Genomic DNA, 21362 nt, shown 5'->3' on the forward strand with positions numbered 1-21362 from the left:
GGTCTCCCTCGACAAGGCAGACTTAAGGTTGCCTTAAGGCTCCCATAAACCGCCCCATCGAGGGACCCGGATCAGACAGCGCGTCAATTGCAAGTGGTTCAGGGGGACTCAGAGGAACTTGGCCTTGCCCGGCCCTTCCTCCACGAAGCTGCGCATCCCGCGCTCACGGTCCTCCGTGGCGAACAGGCCCGCGAACCAGTTCCGTTCGACGGCGAGGCCCGTCTCGATGTCCGTCTCCAGGCCGGTGTCGATGGACTCCTTCGCGGCCCGCAGCGCGATCACCGGACCCTGGGCCAGCTTCGCCGCCCACTCGTGCGCGGCGGTGTAGACCTCCTCGGCCGGCACCACCCGGTCCACCAGACCCAGCGTCAGCGCCTCGTCCGCCTTGACCATCCGGCCGGTGAAGATCAGGTCCTTCGCCTTCGACGGGCCGACCAGCCGGGACAGCCGCTGGGTGCCGCCGGCGCCCGGGATCAGGCCCAGCAGGATCTCCGGCTGGCCCAGCTTGGCGTTCTCGGCCGCGATCCGGTAGTCCGCGCACAGCGCCAACTCGCAGCCGCCGCCGAGCGCATAGCCCGTGATCGCCGCGACCACCGGCTTGGGGATACGGGCCACCGCGGTGAACGAGTCCTGAAGGGCGCGGGCGCGCAGGACCATCGCCGTGTGGTCCATGTTCTGCATCTCCTTGATGTCCGCACCCGCCGCGAACACCTTCTCCCCGCCGTACACGATCACGGCCCGTACGTCGTCGCGCCGGGTCGCCTCCTCGGCCAGCTCCTTGAGCCGGTCCTGGGTGGCGACGTCCAGCGCGTTCATCGGCGGACGGTCGAGGCGGATCGTCCCGACGCCTTCGGCGACTTCGAGATTCACGGTCATGAGGGCAGGTTAACGTGCGCTAACGACAATGGCCCCGGTGCCGTACCTCACACCGGGGCCGTACATCAGCGCACCTCTACGACTTCCACTTCTCCCACGACATGTTCCAGCCGTTGAGCCCGTTGTCCGGGGAGACGGTCTCGTCATGGGCGTGCTTGACGATCACCACGTCGCCGAGGATGGAGTGGTCGTACATCCAGCCCGCCGGCAACTTGCGGTCGTAGCCGCCCCGCACGTCCCGCAGACCGACGCAGCCGTGGCTGGCGTTGTAGTTGCCGAAGGCTCCGCCGGCCCAGTAGTTGCCGTGCATGAAGGTGCCGGAGTCGGTCAGCCGCATCGCGTCCGGGACATCCTTGATGTCGTACTCCTTGCCGAGGTTGACCGTCTCGCTGTTCATGCGGGTCACCCGGAGCTTCTCGCTGATGACCATCTGGCCGTTCCAGGTGTCGTAGCCCGGCTTGCCCGTGGTGATCGGGATGGTCTTGATGACCTTGCCGTCCTGGGTGACCTTCATCTGGTGGGTCTTGGCGTCGACGATGGAGACCTGGTTGCGGCCGATGGTGAACTTCACCGTCTTGTCCTGCTTGCCGTAGACGCCGGGCCGGCCCTCGACGCCGTCGAGGTTCAGGCTCACCGTGACCTTCGTACCGGACTTCCAGTAGTGCTCCGGGCGGAAGTCGAGGCGGTCGTTGCCGAACCAGTGGCCCTCGACGTCGACGGCCGGTTCGGTCTTGATGGTGATGGCCTTCTTGACGTCCTCGGGGTGTGTGATGCCCCGGGTGAAGCGGACGGAGAACGGCATCCCGACGCCGACGGTGGAGCCGTCCTCCGGGGTGAAGGTGCCGATGAAGGTGTTCTTAGGAGTGAGCGTGGTGAAGCTGGAGTCCTCCGCGGCCTCACGCCCCTCGGAGTCCTTCGCGACCGCGTGCACCGTGTACTTGGTGGACGCGGCCAGGTGGGTGGACGGCGTCCAGCCGGAGCCGTCGGCGGTGATCTTCCCTGCTATCTCCCCGCCCTTGGTGTCCCTGACCTCGACCTCGGTCAACTTGCCCTTGCTTGCGCCGACCTTGAGGACGCCGCTGGTCTCGACGGACTTCGCGCCGTCCTTGGGGGCAATCGTGACGACGGCCGCCGACTGCTTGGTCTGCGTCGCGTCCGCGTCCTTGCCCTTGCCGTCGCCGGAACCGGACCCGGAATTCGAGCCTCCCCCTCCGCACGCGGTGACGGACAGCAGCAGCACCCCGGATATGAGTGCCAGCCGCCCCTTGCGCCATCTCCCGCGCGCGTCAACCGACGCCCCCGATATCGGCCGCACGTTCAAGTTGTTCTCCCCTCGCCGGCCCTGGTCAGGCCCGCTCCCCGGCGCGTCCCGCGCGCGCATTGGCGCATATTAACTGCAAGGTTTTGGGGATCGTGTCAGGTGAAGGTCACCGTTCCGTCGCAAACACCGACCCCTTCGCCCGGCCCCCGTCCCCGCCCCCTCGGGTCACTTGACCGCGCTGCCCGCCTTCCACTCCTTCCAGCCCATGTTCCATCCTCCGAGGCCGTTGTCGGGAGCGACCTTTTTGTCATTGCTGTGGATGACCTGGACGACGTCCCCGACGAGGCTGCGGTCGAAGAACCAGCCGGCCGGGGTGTCGGAGCTGCCGCCCTTGACGTCCATGAGCCCCACGCAGCCGTGGCTGACGTTGACGTGGCCGGGGGCGTTCGGCGCCCAGTAGTTGCCGTGCAGGAAGGTGCCGGAGTCGGTGAGGCGCAGGGCGTGCGGGACGTCCGGGATGTCGTACTCGCCCTTGCCGTTGCGCTTCTTGAAGCCGACCGTGGCGCCGTTCATACGCGTCAGCTCGAGCATCTCCATCACCACCATCTTCCCGTTGTAGGTGGTGTGCTTGGGCGCCCCGGCCGTGATCGGCACGGTGGCGAGCAGCGCGCCGTCGCGCCGTACCTGCATGGTGTGCGCGGCCGCGTCGACCACGGAGACCTGGCTGCGGCCGACGGTGAAGGAGAACGTCTTGTACTGCAGCCCGTAGACCCCGGGTGCCCCCTCGACGTCGCGGAGCCGGAGGGAGACGGTGACCTGGGTGCCGGGTTTCCAGTAGCGCTGTGGGCGGAAGTCGAGGCGGTCCTTGCCGAACCAGTGCGGGCGGATCTCGACCGGCGGTCGCGCGGTGACGTGGATGGCACGCTCGACGGCCGCGCGGTGCTCGATCTCCCGGTTGAACTCCAGGGAGACGATCATTCCGGTGCCGACCGTGGAACGGTTCTCCGGGGTGACGTAGCCGATGAAGCGCTCGTCGGGGACGAACGTGGTGAACGTCGTGTGCCGTGCGGACCTGTGGCCGTGGCCGTCCAGGGCCACCGCGTCGACGGTGTACTTGGCGGCCAGCGCGAGCCGACTCTCGTCGGGTTCCCAGCGCAGGCCGTCCTCGGAGATGCGGCCGGGCACCTCCGAGTCCTGTGCGTCCTGCGACTTGACGACCTTCACGGACTCCAGGCGTCCGCTGGGCACCCCCACCCGGAGCCTGCGGCCGGGGCGGACGCCCTTGCTGCCCTCGTCCGGGGAGATCCGGATGACGTCCTCGGGTGCCCGAGCCTTGCCGAACGCCTCACCGATGTCGCCGCGGTCCGCCGGGTCCGCGGTACAGCCGGCGGCTCCGGCCAGCAGTCCTGCCCATGTCAGTACGGCGGCCAGCGCGGCCCTCGCGCGCCGTGCGCGCCCTTGTCCATGCCTCACGAGCTTCCCAACGACCGGCCCCGCCCTGGGGAAACGTGAGTGCGGGTGCGCTCCGCGGGCTGAGCCATCGATCAGCTGCGGCGCCGTTGTGGCTGGTCGCGCCCCGCGGCTGAGCCGCATATCGGCTGTGACGTCAGCCGCTGACGCGGCGGGGCCCCGTGCCCCTGAGGGACGCTGCCGAACCGGATGGGACTTCGTCCCCCATGCTCTGGGCAGAACAGTGGGGAGGACGACGCGACGGGGAGCCGCGGCCGGGACGCCGTGCGCTCTTTTTGGAGGTCGTTCCGCGAGCCGTGGGAGGCGGACTGGTGTCCAGCGCAGCCGAGCAGGAGGCGGTGGCCGAGGGGCGTGCCGAGGAGGGTGAACGCCCGGCCGGCGTGGTCAACGGCGCGCCCCGCAAGGTGCCGGGCGTGCCCGTGCGGCCGGGGGCGCCGATGCCGCTGGGGGCCAGGTTCCGGGTCGGCCCGGACGGGGTGGCGGGCACCAACTTCGCGCTGTGGGCGGGCGGGGCGGAGGCGGTGGAGCTGTGTCTGTTCGACGAGGCCGGAAAGGAGACCCGCGCCCGGCTGACCGAGCTGACGCACGAGATCTGGCACGGCTTCGTGCCGGGGGTGATGCCCGGTCAGCGCTACGGCTACCGGGTGCACGGCCGCTGGGACCCGTGGACCGGCGGCCGCTGGAACCCGGCGAAGCTGCTCCTCGACCCGTACGCGCGCGCCGTGGACGGCGACTTCAGCCTGCCGCCCGAGGTGTACGGGCATGTGCGCGACTGGCCCCAGCAGCAGGTCGCGGACACCGTGCGCGACGACCGGGACTCGGCGCCGTACGTCCCCAAGGGCGTCGTGGTCCACGATGACGACGACTGGGCCGACGACCGCCGCCCGAAGACGCCGTGGGCGGACTCGGTCATCTACGAGCTGCACGTCAGGGGCTTCACCGCCCTGCACCCGGGGATCCCTGAGGAACTGCGCGGCACCTACGCGGGGTTGGCGCACCCCGCCGCCGTCGAACACCTCGTCAAACTGGGCGTCACGGCTGTCGAGCTGCTGCCCGTCCACCAGTTCGCGCACGAGGACCATCTGCTGCGCCGCGGTCTGAGGAACTACTGGGGCTACAACTCGATCGGCTACTTCGCTCCGCACGCCGCGTACGCCGCGTCCGGTACGACGGGGCAGCAGGTCGGCGAGTTCAAGCGCATGGTGCGCGCGCTGCACGCGGCCGGCATCGAGGTCGTCCTCGACGTGGTCTACAACCACACGGCGGAGGCGGGCGAGCTCGGTCCGACGCTGTCGTTGAAGGGGATCGACAACCGGGGGTACTACCGGCTCCAGTCGGACGCGCGCCGCTACGCCGACTACACCGGCTGCGGGAACACGCTCCACGTCGTACAACCCCACGTGCTCCGCCTCATCACCGACTCCCTGCGCTACTGGGTGACGGAGATGGGCGTCGACGGCTTCCGCTTCGATCTGGCCGCCGCCCTCGCCCGGTCCATGCACGACGTGGACATGCTGTCGCCCTTTCTCGCGGTCATCGCGCAGGACCCGGTGCTGCGGCGGGTGAAGCTGATCGCCGAGCCGTGGGACGTCGGGTCCGGCGGCTATCAGGTGGGGGCCTTCCCGCCGCTGTGGACGGAGTGGAACGACCGGTACCGCAATGCCGTACGGGACTTCTGGCGGGGCGCGCTGCCGGACGTGCGGGATCTCGGGTACCGGCTGTCGGGGTCGAGCGACCTGTACGCGTGGGGCGGCCGCCGGCCCTACGCGTCGGTCAACTTCATCACCGCGCACGACGGTTTCACACTGCGCGACCTGGTGTCGTACGAGCGCAAGCACAACGAGGCCAACGGCGAAGGGAACCGGGACGGTTCGAACGACAACCGGTCGTGGAACTGCGGGGCGGAGGGCGAGACGGCCGACGAGCGGGTACGGGGGCTCAGGCGGCGGCAGCTGCGCAATCTGCTGACGACCCTGCTGCTGTCGACGGGCGTGCCGATGCTGGTGGCCGGCGACGAACTCGGGCGCACCCAGCGCGGCAACAACAACGCGTACTGCCAGGACAACGAGATCAGCTGGCTGGACTGGGGGCTGCTGGAGGAGCCGGGCTGGAAGGCGTTGTTCGACCTCACGGCCCGGCTCATCGAGCTGCGGCACCAGCACCCCGTGCTGCGCCGCCGGGCCTTCTTCTCGGGGCGGGCGCACTCCGCCGACGGTCTGCGCGACCTGGCCTGGTTCACCGCGCGCGGCACGGAGATGACGGAGCGGGACTGGTACGCGCCCGCCGCCACGCTCGGCATGTATCTGTCCGGGCGGGACATACCGGGCCGCGACGAGCGGGGCGATCCGATCCTCGACGACAGCTTCCTCGCCGTCCTGCACGCCGGGGACCGCCCGGTGAGCTTCGTGCTGCCGGGTCCGCCGTGGGCCGAGCAGTACGAGGTGGTCGTCGACACGTCGCGGGAGGCGCAGGGGGAGGCGCCCGGGGTGGTGCACCGGGCGGGGACGGCGATCACGGTGCCGGCGCGGGCGGTGCTGTTGCTGCGGGTCGGCTGAGCGGTGGCACTGCGCGGCTGCGGCCGTTCCACAGTGCGAACACGTCCTTGACGGCTCAACCGGCGCACTGGCACCGTCCATGGTCATGAGGCTGTCCGCTGACCACCGCCGCGCGCGCGTCGCGCTCGTGGAGCGACGCCACGTGGATCTGTGCCGGCAGTCCAGCGCCATCTGTCGCTGAGCCGCAGCCCCTTCCCCCTTCTTTTTCTCTCCCCCTCACGTTGCGTGCCGTGTTGCAGGTGCGCCGATCCCTGGGATCCCCTATGTCTGACATATCCCGTCGCGCCTTCGGTGGTCTAGTCGGCGGCGGTGCCGTGACCGCCGTCGCCGGTTCCGCGGGCGCCGCGAGCGCCGCCGAAGCCGCCCCCACCGAGCGCCCGTTCCGCGCCCGTACGAGCCCCGCGGCCAAAAAGCGCCCCAACCTGCTGGTCATCCTCGGCGACGACCTCGGCTGGGCCGACCTCTCCTCCTACGGCGCCCCGCACATCAGGACGCCGAACCTGGACCGGCTGGCCCGGCAGGGCGTGCGCTTCACGGACGCCTACTCCGGCTCCGCGACCTGCTCACCGACCCGGTTCAGCCTGTACACCGGGCGCTATCCCGGACGTACGAAGGGCGGACTCGCCGAGCCGATCGCGAACAGGACGCAGGGGCTGGACCCGAACCACCCGACCCTGGCCTCCCTCCTGAAGAAGGCCGGCTACTCCACCGCGCTGATCGGCAAGTGGCACTGCGGCTGGCTGCCCGACTACAGCCCCACCAAGTCCGGCTGGGACGAGTTCTTCGGCAACCATGGCGGGGTGCTGGAGTACTTCTCCAAACTGGGGCAGCTGGGCGACCACGACCTCTACGAGGGCGACGCCGAGTACCAGGACCTGCGGTACTACACGAACGTCCTGACCGAGCGTGCCGTCGAGTACGTCAGCCGCGACCACGAGGCGCCCTGGCTGCTCAACCTCAACTTCACCACCCCGCACTGGCCCTGGCTGGCGGAGGGCGACGAGGAGACCGGCGCCGTGATCGCGGCGAGGATCCGGGCCGCGAAGAGCCAGGCGGAGGTCAGCAACGCCCTCAACCACTTCGACGGCGGCTCGGTCGCCAAGTACACGGAGATGGTGCAGAGCCTGGACGCGGCCGTCGGCGAGGTGCTCGCCGCGCTGCGCCGCTCCGGGCAGGAGGAACACACGCTGGTGTACTTCGCCAGCGACAACGGCGGTGAGCGCTGGTCGTACCTGTGGCCGCTCAGCGGTGAGAAGTTCGTGCTCCAGGAGGGCGGCATCCGGGTGCCGACGATCGTGCGCTGGCCGCACCGCATCGACGCCCACCAGGTCAGCCACGAGCCGAACTTCTCCCCCGACTGGACGGCGACCTTCCTGGAGGTGGCGGGCGCCCGACCCGACCCCGCCTACCCGCTGGACGGAACGAGCCTGGCCGGATACCTGCTGCGCGGCGAAGCGCTTCCCGAGCGCGACCTGTTCTGGCGGGTGCGCGCCAACCGGGCCCTCAGGCGCGGGAACTGGAAGTACTACCAGGACTCCACCGGCAAGGACCATCTCTACGACCTCGGAGCCGACCTGCGCGAGCAGGCCGATCTGGCACCCGACAAGCCGGAGTTGCTCGCGGAACTCAAGGCGTCCTGGGAGAAGACCGCCGCCGGTCTGCTCCCCTATCCGCAGTAGCCGAGCTAGCCGAGGATCCCCCGCTCGTACGCCGTCGCCACCGCCGCCGCTCGGTCGTTGACGCCCAACTTGCCGTACAGATGGGTGAGATGGGTCTTCACGGTCGCCTCGCTGATGAACAGTTCGCGGGCGATCTCGCGGTTGGAGGTGCCCTTGGCGACCAGGGCGAGGACCTCGCGCTCGCGGGCGGAGAGGGGCTCGTTCCCGGGCGGCCTGGGCGTACGGACAGCGGAGACCAGACGGGAGGCGACGGCGGGGGACAGCACGGTGCGGCCCTCCGCCGCCGCCCGGACGGCGGTGAAGAGCTCGTCGCGCGGGGCGTCCTTGAGCAGATAGCCGGTCGCGCCCGCCTCGATCGCGGGCAGGGTGTCCGAGTCCGTGTCGTACGTCGTCAGGACCAGGACCTTGGCCCGGGCGCCGCGCCGGGCGAGCTCCGCGATCGCGTCCACTCCGCCGCCGCCCGGCATCCGCAGGTCCATGAGGATCACGTCGGGATCGAGGGCCGCGGCCCGTTCGAGCGCCTCGACGCCGTTGGAGGCCTCACCGAGGACGGCGAATCCGGGGGCCGACTCGAACATGCCGCGCAGACCGTCGCGTACGACAGGATGGTCGTCGACGATCAGCAGGGAGATCCGCGGGGTGCCGCTCACATCAGCTGTCATGGCGGACCAACGGTACGCGAGCCGACAGCGCCGTGCCGTGCCCCGGTTCCGTCTCGACGGTCAGCGAGCCCGCGATGCGTTCGGCGCGCGCCCGCATGCCGTCGAGGCCGAAGCCGCCGGAGCCGGTGCGGGCCGGGAGCGCGAGGAGGTCGAAGCCGGTGCCGTCGTCGCGGATGTCGAGGATCACCTCGTCGCCCATGAAGGAGAGGGTGACGCCGAGGCGGGAGGCGCGGGCGTGGCGGGCCGCGTTGGACAGGGCCTCCTGGGCGATGCGCAGAAGGGTGGCCGAGACCTCCTCGTGGAGCTGTTCCGCGGTGCCGGTGACCGTGAACTCGGCGCGCACGCCCGTCCGTTCGCCCCATTCGGTGACCGTCTTCTTCAGCGCCTCGGGCAGTCCGGCGTCCGCCAGCTCCACCGGGGCCAGGTTGTGCACGGAGCGGCGGGCCTCGCCGAGGCTGTGCCGGGCCAGGTCCATGGCGCGTCCCAGGTGTTCGCGGGCCGGCCCGGGACCGGGCGTGTTGGAGACGACCTGGAGCTGGGCGATGATCCCGGTCAGCCCCTGGGCGATGGTGTCGTGGATCTCGGCCGCGAGCCGCCGCCGTTCGTCCGCGACCCCCGCTTCCCGTGCCTGGACGAGGAGTTGGGAGTGGAGGGCGGCGTTCTCGTCGAGCGCCTGTTGCAGGGCGGCGTTGGTGCGTTCGAGTTCGGCGATGGTCGCGGTGCGTTCGCGGGCCCGCTGCATCTCCTGCTCGGTGAGATGGGCGACCACCATCTGCAGGCCCGAGTTGGCGACCAGCAGCGCGGCGAAGACGGCCCACTGCACTCCGCTCCCGAACGGCATCCCGCCGGCCTGCGCGCCCGCCACGGTGACCGCGCTCGCGAGCAGCCCGAGCCGCTGCCACGCCCTGCCCGGGATGGTCTCGTCGGCGTCCATGTAGCCGGCGGCGGCGTAGAACGCGAAGAACGGGTTGATCCAGGTGAGGACGAAGGCGAGGGCCCAGCGGACGGCGTAGTACGCCGTCCCGGCGCGGGACGGTGTCCGGCCGCGGCCGGGCCGGCGCACCCGGATGGCGTGCCACGACAGTTGCAGCGCGATCGCGGCGCCGAACAGGGCCCAGGCGGTGTACCACTTGGCCGGGGAGGCATGCGGGTCGGCGGTCGCGAGGGCGGGGACGAGACCGATGAGGAGCAGCCCGTACGGCCCCCAGGTGTGCAGTTGGTCCCAGCGCCGGTCTATCTGACTGTCCACCACGGTCATGTCCTCAGTGTGCACGGCCGGTCGCCTACTCCCAGCGGAACCAGCGGCTGGCCGCACCCGTGAGCAGCAGGATCCACATCGCCAGCACACCCAGGTGCCCCCAGCCCGGCCAGTGCCCGGCCGCCGCCCGGTTCAGGGCCTGCGCGGCCGCACCGAAGGGCGTGTACCCGACGATCCGGGCCATCAGGTCCGGCATGGACTGCGTCGGCAGCCACACACCCGCGCAGAACATCGACGGGAAGAAGACGGCCGAACCGATCGCACCCGCGATCTTCGTCGTACGGGACAGGGCCGACACCACCGATCCGAGAGCGAGGGCGGCCAGGACGGCCAGCAGCAGGGCGAGGACGTATCCGAAGGGCTGTTTCGGCAGTCGTACGGCGAAGGCGAGGCGCCCGACCGCGAGGGCGAGCAGCGCGGACATCAGGGCGGCAGCGCCGTACACCACCATCTGCGCGGAGAGCAGGGCGCCCGGCCGGACCGGGGTGGTGGCCATCCGGCGCAGGATGCCGCGCTCCCGGTAGCCGGTGAGGGTCTGCGGCATCGACTGAAGGCCGCCGACGATCATGCCGAGCAGCACGGCGACCGGGACGTAGACGTCGATGGTGCGCAGACCGCCGAGGTCGGCCTGGTGGTCGCGGAAGGAGGGGATGGAGCCGAGGATCACCAGCAGGAGGGTCGGGAAGAGCAGGATCCAGAAGATGGCGCCGGGTTCCCGGCGGAAGAGGCGGACCTCGGTCCTCAGTACGGCGGTGCTCATGCCGCTGTCTCCTTGGTGTGCGTGTCGTCGGTCTTCGTCAGGTCGAGGAAGGCGTCGTCCAGCGTGGCGTCCACGACACGCAGCTGGTGGGCGGTGACGTGGTGGCGGGCGAGGAGGGTGATGACGGCGTTGACCGTCTCGTCCGTGCCGGAGAGGGTGATGCGGCCGTCCTTGTGCTCGACGGACGCGAGCGCGGGCAGGGCGGCGAGGTCACGGTCGTCCAGCGGGGCGGACGGCGTGAAGCTGATGACGGTGGACCCCGCCGAGCGCCGGATGAGGCCGGCCGGGGTGTCCAGTGCGGCCACCCTGCCCTTGTCGATCACGGCGATCCGGTCGCACAGGCGCTGCGCCTCCTCCATGAAGTGGGTGACGAGGAGAACCGTCACGCCCCTGGCCCGGACGTCCTCGATCAGCGCCCAGGTGTCCCGGCGGGCCCGCGGGTCCAGGCCCGTCGTCAGCTCGTCCAGGACGACCACCCGTGGGTTGCCGATCAGGGCGAGCGCGATGAACAGGCGCTGCTTCTGGCCGCCGGAGAGCTTGCCGAACCGGGTGGTCAGCTTCTGGTCCAGTCCGAGGCGTTCGGCGAGCGGTGCCCAGTCGAGCGGGGCCGGGTAGAAGGAGGCGTACAGCTCCAGCGCCTCGCGGACGGTGAGTTTGGGCTGCAGTTCGCTCTGCTGGAGCTGGGCGCCGAGGACGCGGGCCACGCGCGCGTGGTCGGCGATCGGGTCGAGGCCGGTGACGCGTACCCGGCCCGCGTCGGGGACCCGCAGTCCCTCGACGCACTCGACGGTGGTGGTCTTGCCGGCGCCGTTCGGGCCGAGGATCCCGAAGATCTCGCCCTCCTCGACGGCGAAGGAGACACCGTCGACGACGGTCCGGCCGGCGTAGGACTTGCGCAGTTCGGTGACTTCGATGACGGGCATGGCATCAGATTCGCGGGAAGCGCCCCGCCGCCACATCGGCCGTCGCGCTCGAAGCGGCATCAACCGATCGGTGGATACCGCCCTACGACCCCTCCGGATCTCTTGTACGACCCCTCGAACGCGCAGGTCGTAGGACCAGCGGCCGACCCGGGTCCGGCCAAAACTCGGTGGGCGTTGTCAGAGCCGATCCGTAGGCTCACAGACGATGCCCTCGACACGTGCAACCACCAAGGACCCCGCAAGGACCACCGACCGATCCGCCGTACGCGCACTGCTGCGCCTGTGGCCATACGTACGGCCCGTGCGGGCGCGGCTGTTCACCGCCGCGTTCGTCGCCGTGCTCGCCTCCTGTACGGGCCTCGTGATCCCGCTCGTACTGAAGTGGATGGTGGACGGGCCGGTCGCCGACCGGGACCCCGCGGGCGTGTGGCTCGGGGCGCTGTACCTGCTGCTCCTCGGGCTCGGGGAGGCGCTGCTGTTCGGGCTGCGGCGGTGGCTGGTGGCGCGGCCGCTCGCGGGCGTCGAGGCGGGGATGCGGGGCGATCTGTACCGGCATCTGCAGCGGCTGCCGGTCGCCTTCCACGACCGCTGGGCCTCGGGCCAGTTGCTCTCGCGCGGCACGACGGACCTGATGCTGCTGCGCATGTTCCTCGCCTTCCCGATGACGTTCCTGCTGGTCAACGGGGTGACGATCCTCGTCGGTGTGGTGATCATGCTGCTGCAGGACTGGACGCTCGGGCTGGTGATCCTGGGGCCGGCCGTCCCCGTGATGGTCACCTGCGTGATCTTCGAGAAGCGGTACGCCGATGTGGCGCGGCTCGCGCAGGACCAGGTCGGCGATCTGACGACCGTCGTCGAGGAGAGCGTGCTCGGCATCCGGATCATCAAGGGGTTCGGGCGCCACCGCAGCCAGGCGCGGGCCTTCCGGGAGCTGACGCGGACGCTGCGGGGGACGGAGCTGCGGAAGGCTCGGCTGCTCGCCACGATCTGGGGTGTCATCGTGACGCTGCCGGAGGTGGCCATCGGGGCGGCGCTGGTGCTGGGGGTCGTGCAGGTTGCGGACGGGTCGCTGTCCGCGGGGACGTTGGTGGCGTTTCTGTCGACGGCGCTTGCTCTGCGGTGGCCGGTGGATTCCATCGGGTTTCTGCTGGCTATGAGCCAGGAGGCGGCTACTGCTACGGAGCGGTACTTCGAGGTTATGGACGAGGTACCGGAGGGTGCGGTGGCCGGGGGTGGGGTGCGCGACTCGGCGGTGCGAGGTGCCGCTGCGCCCACCCGTGCCGCCCTAGCGGCACGACTGCCCGCAGCTACGGCAGATGTGCGGCGCCGACCGCCCGCAGCTGCGCTGGGCAGCGGGCTTCGGTTCGACGGCGTCATGTTCCGTTACCCGGACGCCCCCGCCGACTCCCCGCCCGTCCTCGACCGCATCGATCTCCACATCCGCCCCGGCGAGTCCATGGCACTGGTGGGCGCCACCGGTAGCGGCAAGACGACGCTGACCGCACTCGTCCCCCGCCTCCACGAGGTGACGTCCGGTCGCATCACGCTCGACGGCGAGGACATCACCGCCATGTCCCGCGAGGAGCTGCGCTCCAGGGTCGCCGTCGCCTTCGAGGAACCCACCCTCTTCTCCGCGACCGTCGGGGACAACGTGCTCATGGGTGCCCAGGACGGTGCGGGCGACGCCGAGCTGAACCGCGCCCTCGCCGTAGCGCAGGCCGAGTTCGCGCATGCGCTGCCGCAGGGGACCGACACCCAGGTCGGCGAGCAGGGCCTCAGCCTCTCCGGCGGACAGCGGCAGCGGCTGGCGCTGGCGCGGGCCGTCGTGGGCAGACCCAGGTTCCTCGTCCTGGACGACCCGCTGTCCGCCCTGGACGTGCACACCGAGGCGGCAGTCGAGGCCGCCCTGCGGGACGTCCTCGCGGACACCACGGCGCTCATCGTGGCGCACCGCCCGTCCACCGTCCTGCTCGCCGACCGGGTCGCGCTGCTCTCCGGCGGCCGCATCACCGCCGTCGGCACGCATCACGAACTGCTGCGCACGAACGCCGAGTACGCCCATCTGATGTCCGGGACCTCAGAAGCGGAGGACGAGCGATGACGGCCCCCACCACCTCCGTCCCCACGGCGGACGACGAGCCGGACCTCCCCCGCCCCAAGTCTGCCGGCGACCCCTTCGACCGGGACGTCCTGCCCACCCCGCCGGGCGCCACCGCCGGGCTGCTGCGCTCCCTGCTCGCCCCCATGAAGGCGCGCGTCGCCGTCACCACGCTCCTGCTGCTGCTCCAGCAGGCGGCGGTGCAGGCGGGCCCGCTGCTGGTGGCGTACGCGATCGACAGGGCCGTACCGGCGTTCCGGGACCACGACCACGGCCCGCTGATCGCGGTGGCCGCGGGCTATCTGCTGTGCGCACTCGTCTCCGGCGGGCTCCAGTACGCGTTCATCATCGCCTCCGCCCGGGTGAACCAGGACGCACTGCTCGATCTGCGCGGCCGTATCTTCCGGCACGCGCAGGCGCTGAGCATCGACTTCCACGAGCGCTACACGAGCGGACGTCTGATCTCCCGCTCCACGGCGGACGTGGAGTCGCTGCGGGAGCTGCTCAACGAGGGCTTGCAGGAGCTCATCACGGTCATCCTGTCCTTCGTCTACATCTCGGCCATGCTGCTCTGGCTGGACCTCGGGCTCGGCGCGGTCGCGGTGGCGTCCTTCGTACCGCTGTACCTGCTGGTACGGGTCTACCAGCGGCGCGCGGTACGGGTGTACCGGTTGCGGTCCACCGCCACCGCGGCCGTCATCGTCAAGTTCGTCGAGACCATGAACGGCATCCGGCCGGTGCGCGCGTTCCGCCGGGAGGCCGCCAACGACGCCGACTTCCTGGCGCTGAACCGGCGGCACGAACGGATCAACGGCGACGCCATGCTGGAGATGGCGCGCTATGTCGTCGGCTCCCGGCTGGTCGCCAACACGGCCGTCGCGGCGATCGTGCTGTGGGGCGCCTACCGCGTGGCGGGCGGCTCGCTGGAGCTGGGTGTCCTGGCGGCCGCGGTCCTGTATCTGCGCCGCCTCTACGACCCGATCGACCGCCTCGGCATGTTCCTGAACTCGTACCAGTCGGCGGCGGCCTCCCTGGAGAAGATCGCCGGGCTGCTCGCGCAGACACCGTCCGTGCCCGAGCCGTCGAACCCCGTGGAACTTCCGGTGCTCGAGAGCGAACACCCGGGCCGCGAGGTCGTCTTCGACGGCGTCAGTTTCGGCTACCGCACCGGCGGCGAGGTCCTGCCGGCCTTCGATCTGACGATCCCCGCCGGGCAGACCGTCGCGGTCGTCGGCTCGACGGGCGCCGGCAAGTCGACCCTCGCCAAGCTGCTGGCCCGCTTCTACGACCCCTCCACCGGGCGGGTCCTGCTGGACGGCGTCGACCTGCGCGACCTCGCCGTGCCCGAGCTGCGGCGCGGGGTGGTGATGGTGACACAGGAGGCGTTCCTGTTCTCCGGCACGGTCGCCGAGAACATCGCCATCGGCCGCCCGGACGCGACCCGCGAGCAGATCGAGCAGGCGGCGAAGGCGATCGGTGCGCACGAGTTCATCAGCGCCCTGCCCGACGGGTACGACACGGACGTACGGAAGCGAGGCGGGCGTATCTCCGCGGGCCAGCGCCAGCTCGTCGCCTTCGCCCGGGCGCTGCTCGCCGACCCGGCCGTGCTGATCCTCGACGAGGCGACCAGCTCGCTCGACATCCCCGGCGAACGTGCGGTGCAACAGGCGATGTTGACGGTCCTGCGCGGACGTACGGCCGTGGTCATCGCGCACCGGCTGTCGACGGTCGAGATCGCGGACCGGGTACTGGTCATGGAGCACGGAAGGATCGTGGAGGACGGCAGCCCGGCCGAACTCGTCGAAGGCACCGGGCGGTTCGCGGATCTGCACCGGGCGTGGCGGGACAGTCTGGCGTAGAGATCGCAGGGATCGGCAGGGATCGGGGGAGCATGATCGACGCGTACGAGGACCCGGGCGAACCCGACCGCCGCGGAGGTGCCCGCTATCTGCTGTGGCTGGTGCGCTGCCAGCCCGGCCGGTCGCTCGCCGGGGCGGTGCTGGGCAGCGTGTGGATGGTGCTGCTGGCGGCGACGCCGTATCTCCTCTCCCGGGCGATCGACGACGGACTGGAACCCGGGGACTTTCCGGCACTGGCGGGCTGGACCGCGGTGCTCTTCGCGGTCGGGACGTTCAACGCCTGGCTGAGCATCATGCGGCACCGCACGATGACACGGGTGCGGATGGACGCCAACTTCCGCACCGTGAAGGTGATCGTCGGCCAGGCGGTCCGGCTGGGCGCCGCGCTGCCGCGCCGGGTCGGGGCCGGGGAGGTCGTGACCATCGGCGTCGGCGACGTCCAGACGATCAGCCAGTCTCTGACGGTGGTGGGCCCCGGTGTGGGGGCGGTGGTCGCCTACCTGGCGGTCGCGGCCGCTCTCCTCTCGGTCTCACCCTTGATCGCCGCAGTCGTGCTCCTCGGCATCCCCGTGATCGTCGTCCTCGTCGGACCGCTGCTGGCCCGTCTGCAAGGCGCGGAGACCGAGTACCGCAACCGGCAGGGCGTGCTCACGGCCCGGATCGCCGACCTCGCGGGCGGTCTGCGCGTCCTCAACGGCCTGGGCGGCAAGGGCTTGTTCGCGGCCGCCTTCCACCACGACTCCCAGCGACTGCGCCGCCAGGGCTACCGGGTCGGCGCGGTCACCAGCTGGGTCCAAGCGCTGGGCATCGGACTGCCCACCCTGTTCCTGGCGGTGGTCACCTGGCTGGCGGCCCGCCTCGCGGCCCAAGGCTCCATCACCATCGGCGAATTGGTGTCGGTGTACGGCTACGTGGCCGTCCTGGTCGGCCCGGTGGCGTTCTGGGTGGAGTGCGGCTACCAGATCAGCCGCGGCCTGGTCTCGGCCCGCCGGGTCGTACGCTTCCTGCGACTGGAACCCCTGGCCGACACCGGCACCCGCAACGCCCCTGCCGAGCCGGCGGTACTGCACGACCCGGAGTCGGGGGTACGGGTACGACCCGGCCGGCTGACCGCATTGGCCGGCGCCCGCCCGGCGGACGCGGCAACGGTCGTGGACCGCCTGGGCCGGTACATGCCGTCGAGGGCGACCTGGGGCGACATACCGCTGGACGAGATCGAGTTGAAGCAGATCAGGGAGCACATCCTGGTCGCGGACCACGAGGCAGACCTGTTCGCGGGCACCCTGCGCGATGTACTGGGCGGCGCGACAACTCCCCTCAGGGGCGCGAGGAACTGCGCGACCAGCCACAACGAGCCCGCAGACGCCCGAGAACAAGCCGAGGCACCCTCAGAGGCGCACCTGCTCAAAGCCATCCACGCAGCCGTCGCGGACGACATCGTCCAAGGCCTGCCCGAAGGCCTGGCCTCGGCAATCGACCCCCAGGCCCGCAACCTCTCCGGCGGCCAAAGACAACGCATCCGCCTGGCCAGGGCACTTGCGGCCGACCCCGAGGTACTGCTCGCCGTAGAGCCGACGTCGGCGCTCGACGCACACACCGAGGCCCGGGTGGCCCAACGCCTGCGGGCGGTACGGCAGGGCCGTACAACCCTGGTCACCACCACCTCCCCGCTCGTCCTGGACCAGGCGGACACCGTGCACTACCTGGTCGACGGCAAAGTGGCGGCCACCGGAGCCCACCGCGAACTCCTGGACACCGAGCCGGGCTACCGCGCCCTGGTCGCACGTGACGCCGAGGAGCCGGTCCGATGACGACGAACTCAGGCCACCTCCCCGTCGCCGAACGGCAGGACGTACGCCGGGCCCTGGTGCGCCTCGTACGGGCCGACGCCCGCGCCTTCGCCGCCGTGCTCGCACTCAACGCACTGGCGGCCGGCGCCGGTCTCGCCGGGCCCTGGCTGGTCGGCCGGATCATCGACGAGGTGCGGGCCGGACACGGCGTGGGCGCGGTCGACCGGCTGGCCCTGTGGATCCTGCTCTGTTCGCTGGCGCAGCTGGTACTCGCCCGCTGGGCCCGGTATGTGGGACACCGCTTCGGGGAGCGGACGCTGGCCCGCGTGCGCGAGGAGTTCGTCGACCGGGCGCTCGCGCTGCCCGCGGCGGTCGTGGAGCGGGCCGGCACCGGCGATCTGACGGCACGCGGGACGGCCGACGTGGCCACGGTCGGCACTACGCTGCGGGACGTCGGGCCCGAACTGCTCATCAACAGCGTGCAGGCGCTGTTCCTGCTCGGGGCGGTGTTCTGGCTGAACCCGCTGCTCGGCGGGTGCGGTCTGCTCGGTCTGGTGGGCATCTGGTGCGCGCTGCGCTGGTATCTGCGCCGGGCCCGCGACGGCTACCTCGCCGAGGGCGCCGCCACCTCCGAGGTCGCCGAGATCCTCGCGGCGACCGCGTCCGGCGCCCGCACGGTCGAGGCACTGCGGCTGGAGCGGCGGCGGATCGCGGCGAGCCGGGAGGCGCTGGAGACCTCCCGGCGCACCCGGCTGTACACCCTGTTCCTGCGCACCGTGTTCTTCCCGGCGGTGGAGGTCTCCTACCTGGTTCCGGTGTCCGCGGTGCTGCTGGTCGGCGGGGTGCTGCACGGGCGCGGCACGCTGAGTCTCGGCGCGGTCGTGACGGCGGCCCTGTATCTGCAGCGGCTGAGCGGACCCCTCGACGAGATCCTGATGCGGGTCGAGCAACTGCAGAACAGCAGCGCCTCCTTCGCCCGGGTGGAGGGCCTGGCCCGGGCGCCCCGCGCACAACGGGCCGATGCGCCCGCCCCGGCGGACGACCGCTTCGACGTGGCCGGGGTGCGGTACGCCTACGACCGGGGCGGCGAGGTGCTGCACGGCGTCGACCTGACCGTGCGGCCCGGCGAGCGGCTGGCGGTCGTGGGCCCCTCGGGTGCCGGAAAGACCACGCTGAGCAGGCTGCTGGCGGGTGTCGACGCGCCCACCGAGGGGACGGTGACCGTCGGCGGGGTGCCCGTGGTCGGCCTCGGCCCCGAGCAGCTGCGCCGCCAGGTCGTCCTGGTCACGCAGGAGCACCATGTGTTCCTCGGCTCGGTCCGCGACAACCTGCTGATCGCCGAACCGGCTGCCGTCGACGAGGAGTTGTGGGCGGCGCTGACGGCGGTGGGAGCCGACGACTGGGTGCGCGAACTGCCGGACGGACTGGGCACCCGGCTCGGAGACGGCGGCACCCGCACCGACGGCTCCCAGGCCCAGCAGCTCGCCCTCGCCCGGGTGGTCCTGGCCGACCCGCACACCCTGATCCTCGACGAGGCCACCGCGCTCCTCGACCCGACGACGGCGCGCCACACCGAGCGTGCCCTGGCCGCCGTCCTGGAGGGCCGCACGGTCATCGCCATCGCCCACCGTCTGCACACCGCCCACGACGCGGACCGGGTGGCCGTGATGGAGGACGGGCGGCTCACCGAACTCGGCACGCACGAAGAGCTCGTGGCGGCGGAGGGGGCGTACGCGGCGCTCTGGCACACCTGGCACGGCGAGCCGTCGTAGGACGCGCTTTTCGCTCACGATCAAACATCTGGTTCGGATACCGAACATGAACAACCGGACAACGAACCATTTCCGGCCAACTTTGTGACGCGCTCCTGACAGGGCGTAAATCTCCTGCCACCCTTCCCACAGCTTCAACACAGCAACCCCACAAGCTCCACCCCCAGTTCTGCCCGGACGGTCGACCCACCGTCCGGATCTCCCCTGGCCGCGCAATCCGCGGCCACGCAGAAGGAGTCAGTGTTGAGAAGCAGTTCCTCTCGCAGACGCACCTCCCACATCGTCGCCGTCGCCGGCGTCACCGCACTGCTCGCCGCGGCCGTCCAGTCGGGCGCCGCGTCCGCCACCCCCGCCCAGGCCTCGTCCGCGAACAAGGCGCACATGGCGGTCAAGCTCTCCCCCTCCCAGCGCGCGGAGCTGATACGCGACGCCGACAGCGCGCGTGCGCAGACCGCCAAGGACATAGGCCTCGGCGCGAAGGAGAAGCTCGTCGCCCGTGACGTCGTCAAGGACGCCGACGGCACCCTGCACACCCGCTACGAGCGCACCTACGACGGCCTGCCGGTCCTCGGCGGCGACCTGGTGGTCGACACCGCCAAGTCGGGCGCCACCAAGGGCGTCATCAAGGCGACGAACGCCGCCATCAAGGTCTCCGACGTCACCCCGGACATCACCAAGGAGACCGCCGAGCGGCAGGCCGTGAAGCGCGCGAAGGCCCTCGGCGGGACCAAGTCGGCCGCCGACAGCGCCCGCAAGGTGATCTGGGCGGCGAGCGGCAAGCCGGTCCTCGCCTACGAGACGGTCATCGGCGGCTTCCAGGACGACGGCACGCCGAACCAGCTGCACGTCATCACGGACGCCACCACCGGCAAGAAGCTCTTCGAGTACCAGGGCATCGAGAACGCGACCGGCACCGGCAACACGCAGTACAGCGGCACGGTCTCGCTGACGACGACCCAGTCGGGCTCGAACTACAACCTGACCGACGGCGACCGCGGCAACCACAAGACGTACAACCTGAACCACGGCACGTCCGGCACCGGCACGCTGTTCTCGCAGACCAGCAACACCTGGGGCAACGGCACCACGTCGAACGCCGCGACCGCGGGCGCGGACGCGCACTACGGCGCCGCGGAGACCTGGGACTTCTACAAGAACACCTTCGGTCGCAGCGGCATCAAGAACAACGGTGTCGGCGCCTACTCGCGCGTCCACTACGGCAACTCGTACGTGAACGCGTTCTGGGACGACAGCTGCTTCTGCATGACGTACGGCGACGGCTCCGGCAACGCGGACCCGCTGACCTCGCTGGACGTGGCGGGCCACGAGATGACCCACGGCGTCACCTCGAACACCGCGGGCCTCAACTACAGCGGCGAGTCGGGCGGCCTCAACGAGGCGACCTCCGACATCCTCGGCGGCGTCGGCGTCGAGTTCTACGCCAACAACTCGTCCGACAAGGGTGACTACCTCATCGGCGAGAAGATCGACATCAACGGCGACGGCACCCCGCTGCGCTACATGGACAAGCCCAGCAAGGACGGCGGGTCCAAGGACAGCTGGTACTCCGGCGTCGGCAACCTCGACGTGCACTACTCCTCGGGCGTCGCCAACCACTTCTTCTACCTGCTGAGCGAGGGCAGCGGCGCCAAGGTCATCAACGGCGTCAGCTACAACTCGCCCACCTCGGACGGCCTTCCGGTCACCGGCATCGGCCGGGACAAGGCGCTGGCGATCTGGTACCGGGCGCTGACCACCAAGTGGACGTCCACCACCAACTACGCGGGCGCCCGCACCGGCACGCTCGCGGCCGCCGGTGAGCTGTACGGCACCACCTCCACCGAGTACAAGGCCGTGCAGGACGCGTGGGCGGCCGTCGCGGTCGGCTCGCGCTCCGGCGGGGGCGGCGGGTCCGGCACGTCGTACGAGAACACGACCCCGCTGTCGATCCCGGACAACGGGCCGGCCGTGACCTCGTCGATCACCGTCTCCGGCAGGAGCGGAAACGCGCCAAGCAACCTCCAGGTGAGCGTCGACATCACGCACACCTGGCGGGGTGACCTGGTGATCGATCTGCTCGGCCCGTCGGGCACCGCGTACCGTCTGAAGAACTTCTCCTCCTCGGACTCGGCCGACAACGTCCAGGCGACGTACACGGTCAACGCGTCGAGCGAAACAGCCAATGGAACCTGGAAATTGAAGGTTCAGGACCAGGCCGCACAGGACGTCGGCACGCTCAACAGCTGGAAGGTGACATTCCCGTAGACCGCGCGCGGCGGCATCGGAAACAGGGCGCCGTCCCGGAGTGCAACTCCCGGGGCGGCGCCCGTTTACATCCCTGAAACGTTAACCGGACAGTCGGTTTTCAGCCAACATCACTTCGGCCCGCTGACATGTAC

Annotated in this window: 15 protein-coding genes; 8 read left to right on the forward strand and 7 right to left on the reverse strand. The window is 70.7% G+C overall.

Annotated elements, in window-relative coordinates:
• Positions 1 to 108 precede the first annotated feature (108 nt).
• From ABT254_RS28250 to ABT254_RS28260, 3 genes are all read right to left on the reverse strand, one after another.
• Positions 109 to 876 carry an enoyl-CoA hydratase/isomerase family protein gene (locus ABT254_RS28250; protein ID WP_351475731.1) on the reverse strand — a complete coding sequence of 256 codons (768 nt, stop codon included), beginning with the start codon at positions 874 to 876 and terminating at the stop codon, positions 109 to 111.
• Positions 877 to 952: 76 nt separating this feature from the next.
• On the reverse strand, positions 953 to 2197 hold the full coding sequence (locus ABT254_RS28255; protein WP_351475734.1) for a L,D-transpeptidase: 1245 nt from the start codon (positions 2195 to 2197) through the stop codon (positions 953 to 955).
• 165 nt (positions 2198 to 2362) lie between these two features.
• On the reverse strand, positions 2363 to 3610 hold the full coding sequence (locus ABT254_RS28260) for a L,D-transpeptidase (RefSeq protein ID WP_351475737.1): 1248 nt from the start codon (positions 3608 to 3610) through the stop codon (positions 2363 to 2365).
• A 308-nt stretch (positions 3611 to 3918) separates the two neighbouring features.
• Between ABT254_RS28260 and glgX the strand changes: the two genes are divergently transcribed.
• The 3 genes from glgX to ABT254_RS28275 all read left to right on the forward strand — a co-directional run bounded on the left by glgX (position 3919) and on the right by ABT254_RS28275 (position 7841).
• Entirely contained in the window at positions 3919 to 6162 is a 2244-nt protein-coding gene (gene glgX / locus ABT254_RS28265; RefSeq protein ID WP_351475740.1) for a glycogen debranching protein GlgX, read from the forward strand.
• An 85-nt stretch (positions 6163 to 6247) separates the two neighbouring features.
• Positions 6248 to 6343: a putative leader peptide gene (locus ABT254_RS28270; protein WP_351475743.1), complete on the forward strand. Its 96-nt coding sequence runs from the start codon at positions 6248 to 6250 to the stop codon at positions 6341 to 6343.
• Positions 6344 to 6425: 82 nt separating this feature from the next.
• The gene (locus ABT254_RS28275; RefSeq protein ID WP_351475746.1) at positions 6426 to 7841 is read left to right on the forward strand and encodes a sulfatase family protein; all 1416 of its coding nucleotides are present in this window, start codon (positions 6426 to 6428) and stop codon (positions 7839 to 7841) included.
• A gap of 5 nt (positions 7842 to 7846) precedes the next feature.
• Here ABT254_RS28275 and ABT254_RS28280 read toward each other — a convergent pair whose 3' ends face one another.
• The 4 genes from ABT254_RS28280 to ABT254_RS28295 are packed head-to-tail and all read right to left on the reverse strand — an operon-like array spanning position 7847 to position 11444.
• Positions 7847 to 8503, reverse strand: a complete 657-nt coding sequence (locus tag ABT254_RS28280) for a response regulator (RefSeq protein WP_351475749.1) — start codon at positions 8501 to 8503, stop codon at positions 7847 to 7849.
• Entirely contained in the window at positions 8493 to 9761 is a 1269-nt protein-coding gene (locus ABT254_RS28285) for a sensor histidine kinase (RefSeq protein WP_351475752.1), read from the reverse strand. Before ABT254_RS28285 ends, ABT254_RS28280 begins: the two co-directional genes overlap by 11 nt.
• Before the next feature lie 25 nt (positions 9762 to 9786).
• A complete protein-coding gene (locus tag ABT254_RS28290; RefSeq protein WP_351475755.1) occupies positions 9787 to 10521 on the reverse strand; it encodes an ABC transporter permease in 735 nt (244 codons plus the stop codon).
• Positions 10518 to 11444 carry an ABC transporter ATP-binding protein gene (locus tag ABT254_RS28295; RefSeq protein ID WP_351475758.1) on the reverse strand — a complete coding sequence of 309 codons (927 nt, stop codon included), beginning with the start codon at positions 11442 to 11444 and terminating at the stop codon, positions 10518 to 10520. Before ABT254_RS28295 ends, ABT254_RS28290 begins: the two co-directional genes overlap by 4 nt.
• A 205-nt stretch (positions 11445 to 11649) precedes the next feature.
• Between ABT254_RS28295 and ABT254_RS28300 the strand changes: the two genes are divergently transcribed.
• The 5 genes from ABT254_RS28300 (at position 11650) to ABT254_RS28320 (ending at position 21228) form a co-directional block, all read left to right on the forward strand.
• Positions 11650 to 13545, forward strand: coding sequence for an ABC transporter ATP-binding protein (locus ABT254_RS28300; protein ID WP_351475761.1), 1896 nt, complete (start codon positions 11650 to 11652; stop codon positions 13543 to 13545).
• Positions 13542 to 15401 carry an ABC transporter ATP-binding protein gene (locus tag ABT254_RS28305; RefSeq protein ID WP_351475764.1) on the forward strand — a complete coding sequence of 620 codons (1860 nt, stop codon included), beginning with the start codon at positions 13542 to 13544 and terminating at the stop codon, positions 15399 to 15401. Before ABT254_RS28300 ends, ABT254_RS28305 begins: the two co-directional genes overlap by 4 nt.
• Before the next feature lie 32 nt (positions 15402 to 15433).
• Positions 15434 to 17212 (forward strand): ABC transporter transmembrane domain-containing protein, encoded by a 1779-nt coding sequence (locus ABT254_RS28310; protein WP_351475767.1) that lies wholly within the window; start codon positions 15434 to 15436, stop codon positions 17210 to 17212.
• Positions 17209 to 18963 (forward strand): ABC transporter ATP-binding protein, encoded by a 1755-nt coding sequence (locus ABT254_RS28315; protein ID WP_351475770.1) that lies wholly within the window; start codon positions 17209 to 17211, stop codon positions 18961 to 18963. Before ABT254_RS28310 ends, ABT254_RS28315 begins: the two co-directional genes overlap by 4 nt.
• A 243-nt stretch (positions 18964 to 19206) precedes the next feature.
• Complete coding sequence (locus ABT254_RS28320; RefSeq protein ID WP_351475772.1) at positions 19207 to 21228, forward strand: M4 family metallopeptidase; 2022 nt, start codon at positions 19207 to 19209, stop codon at positions 21226 to 21228.
• The last annotated feature ends 134 nt before the right edge of the window (positions 21229 to 21362 follow it).

Origin of the sequence: Streptomyces sp. NPDC001137 (assembly GCF_040298885.1) — a bacterium.
In the GTDB taxonomy this organism is placed as follows: Bacteria; Actinomycetota; Actinomycetes; order Streptomycetales; family Streptomycetaceae; genus Streptomyces.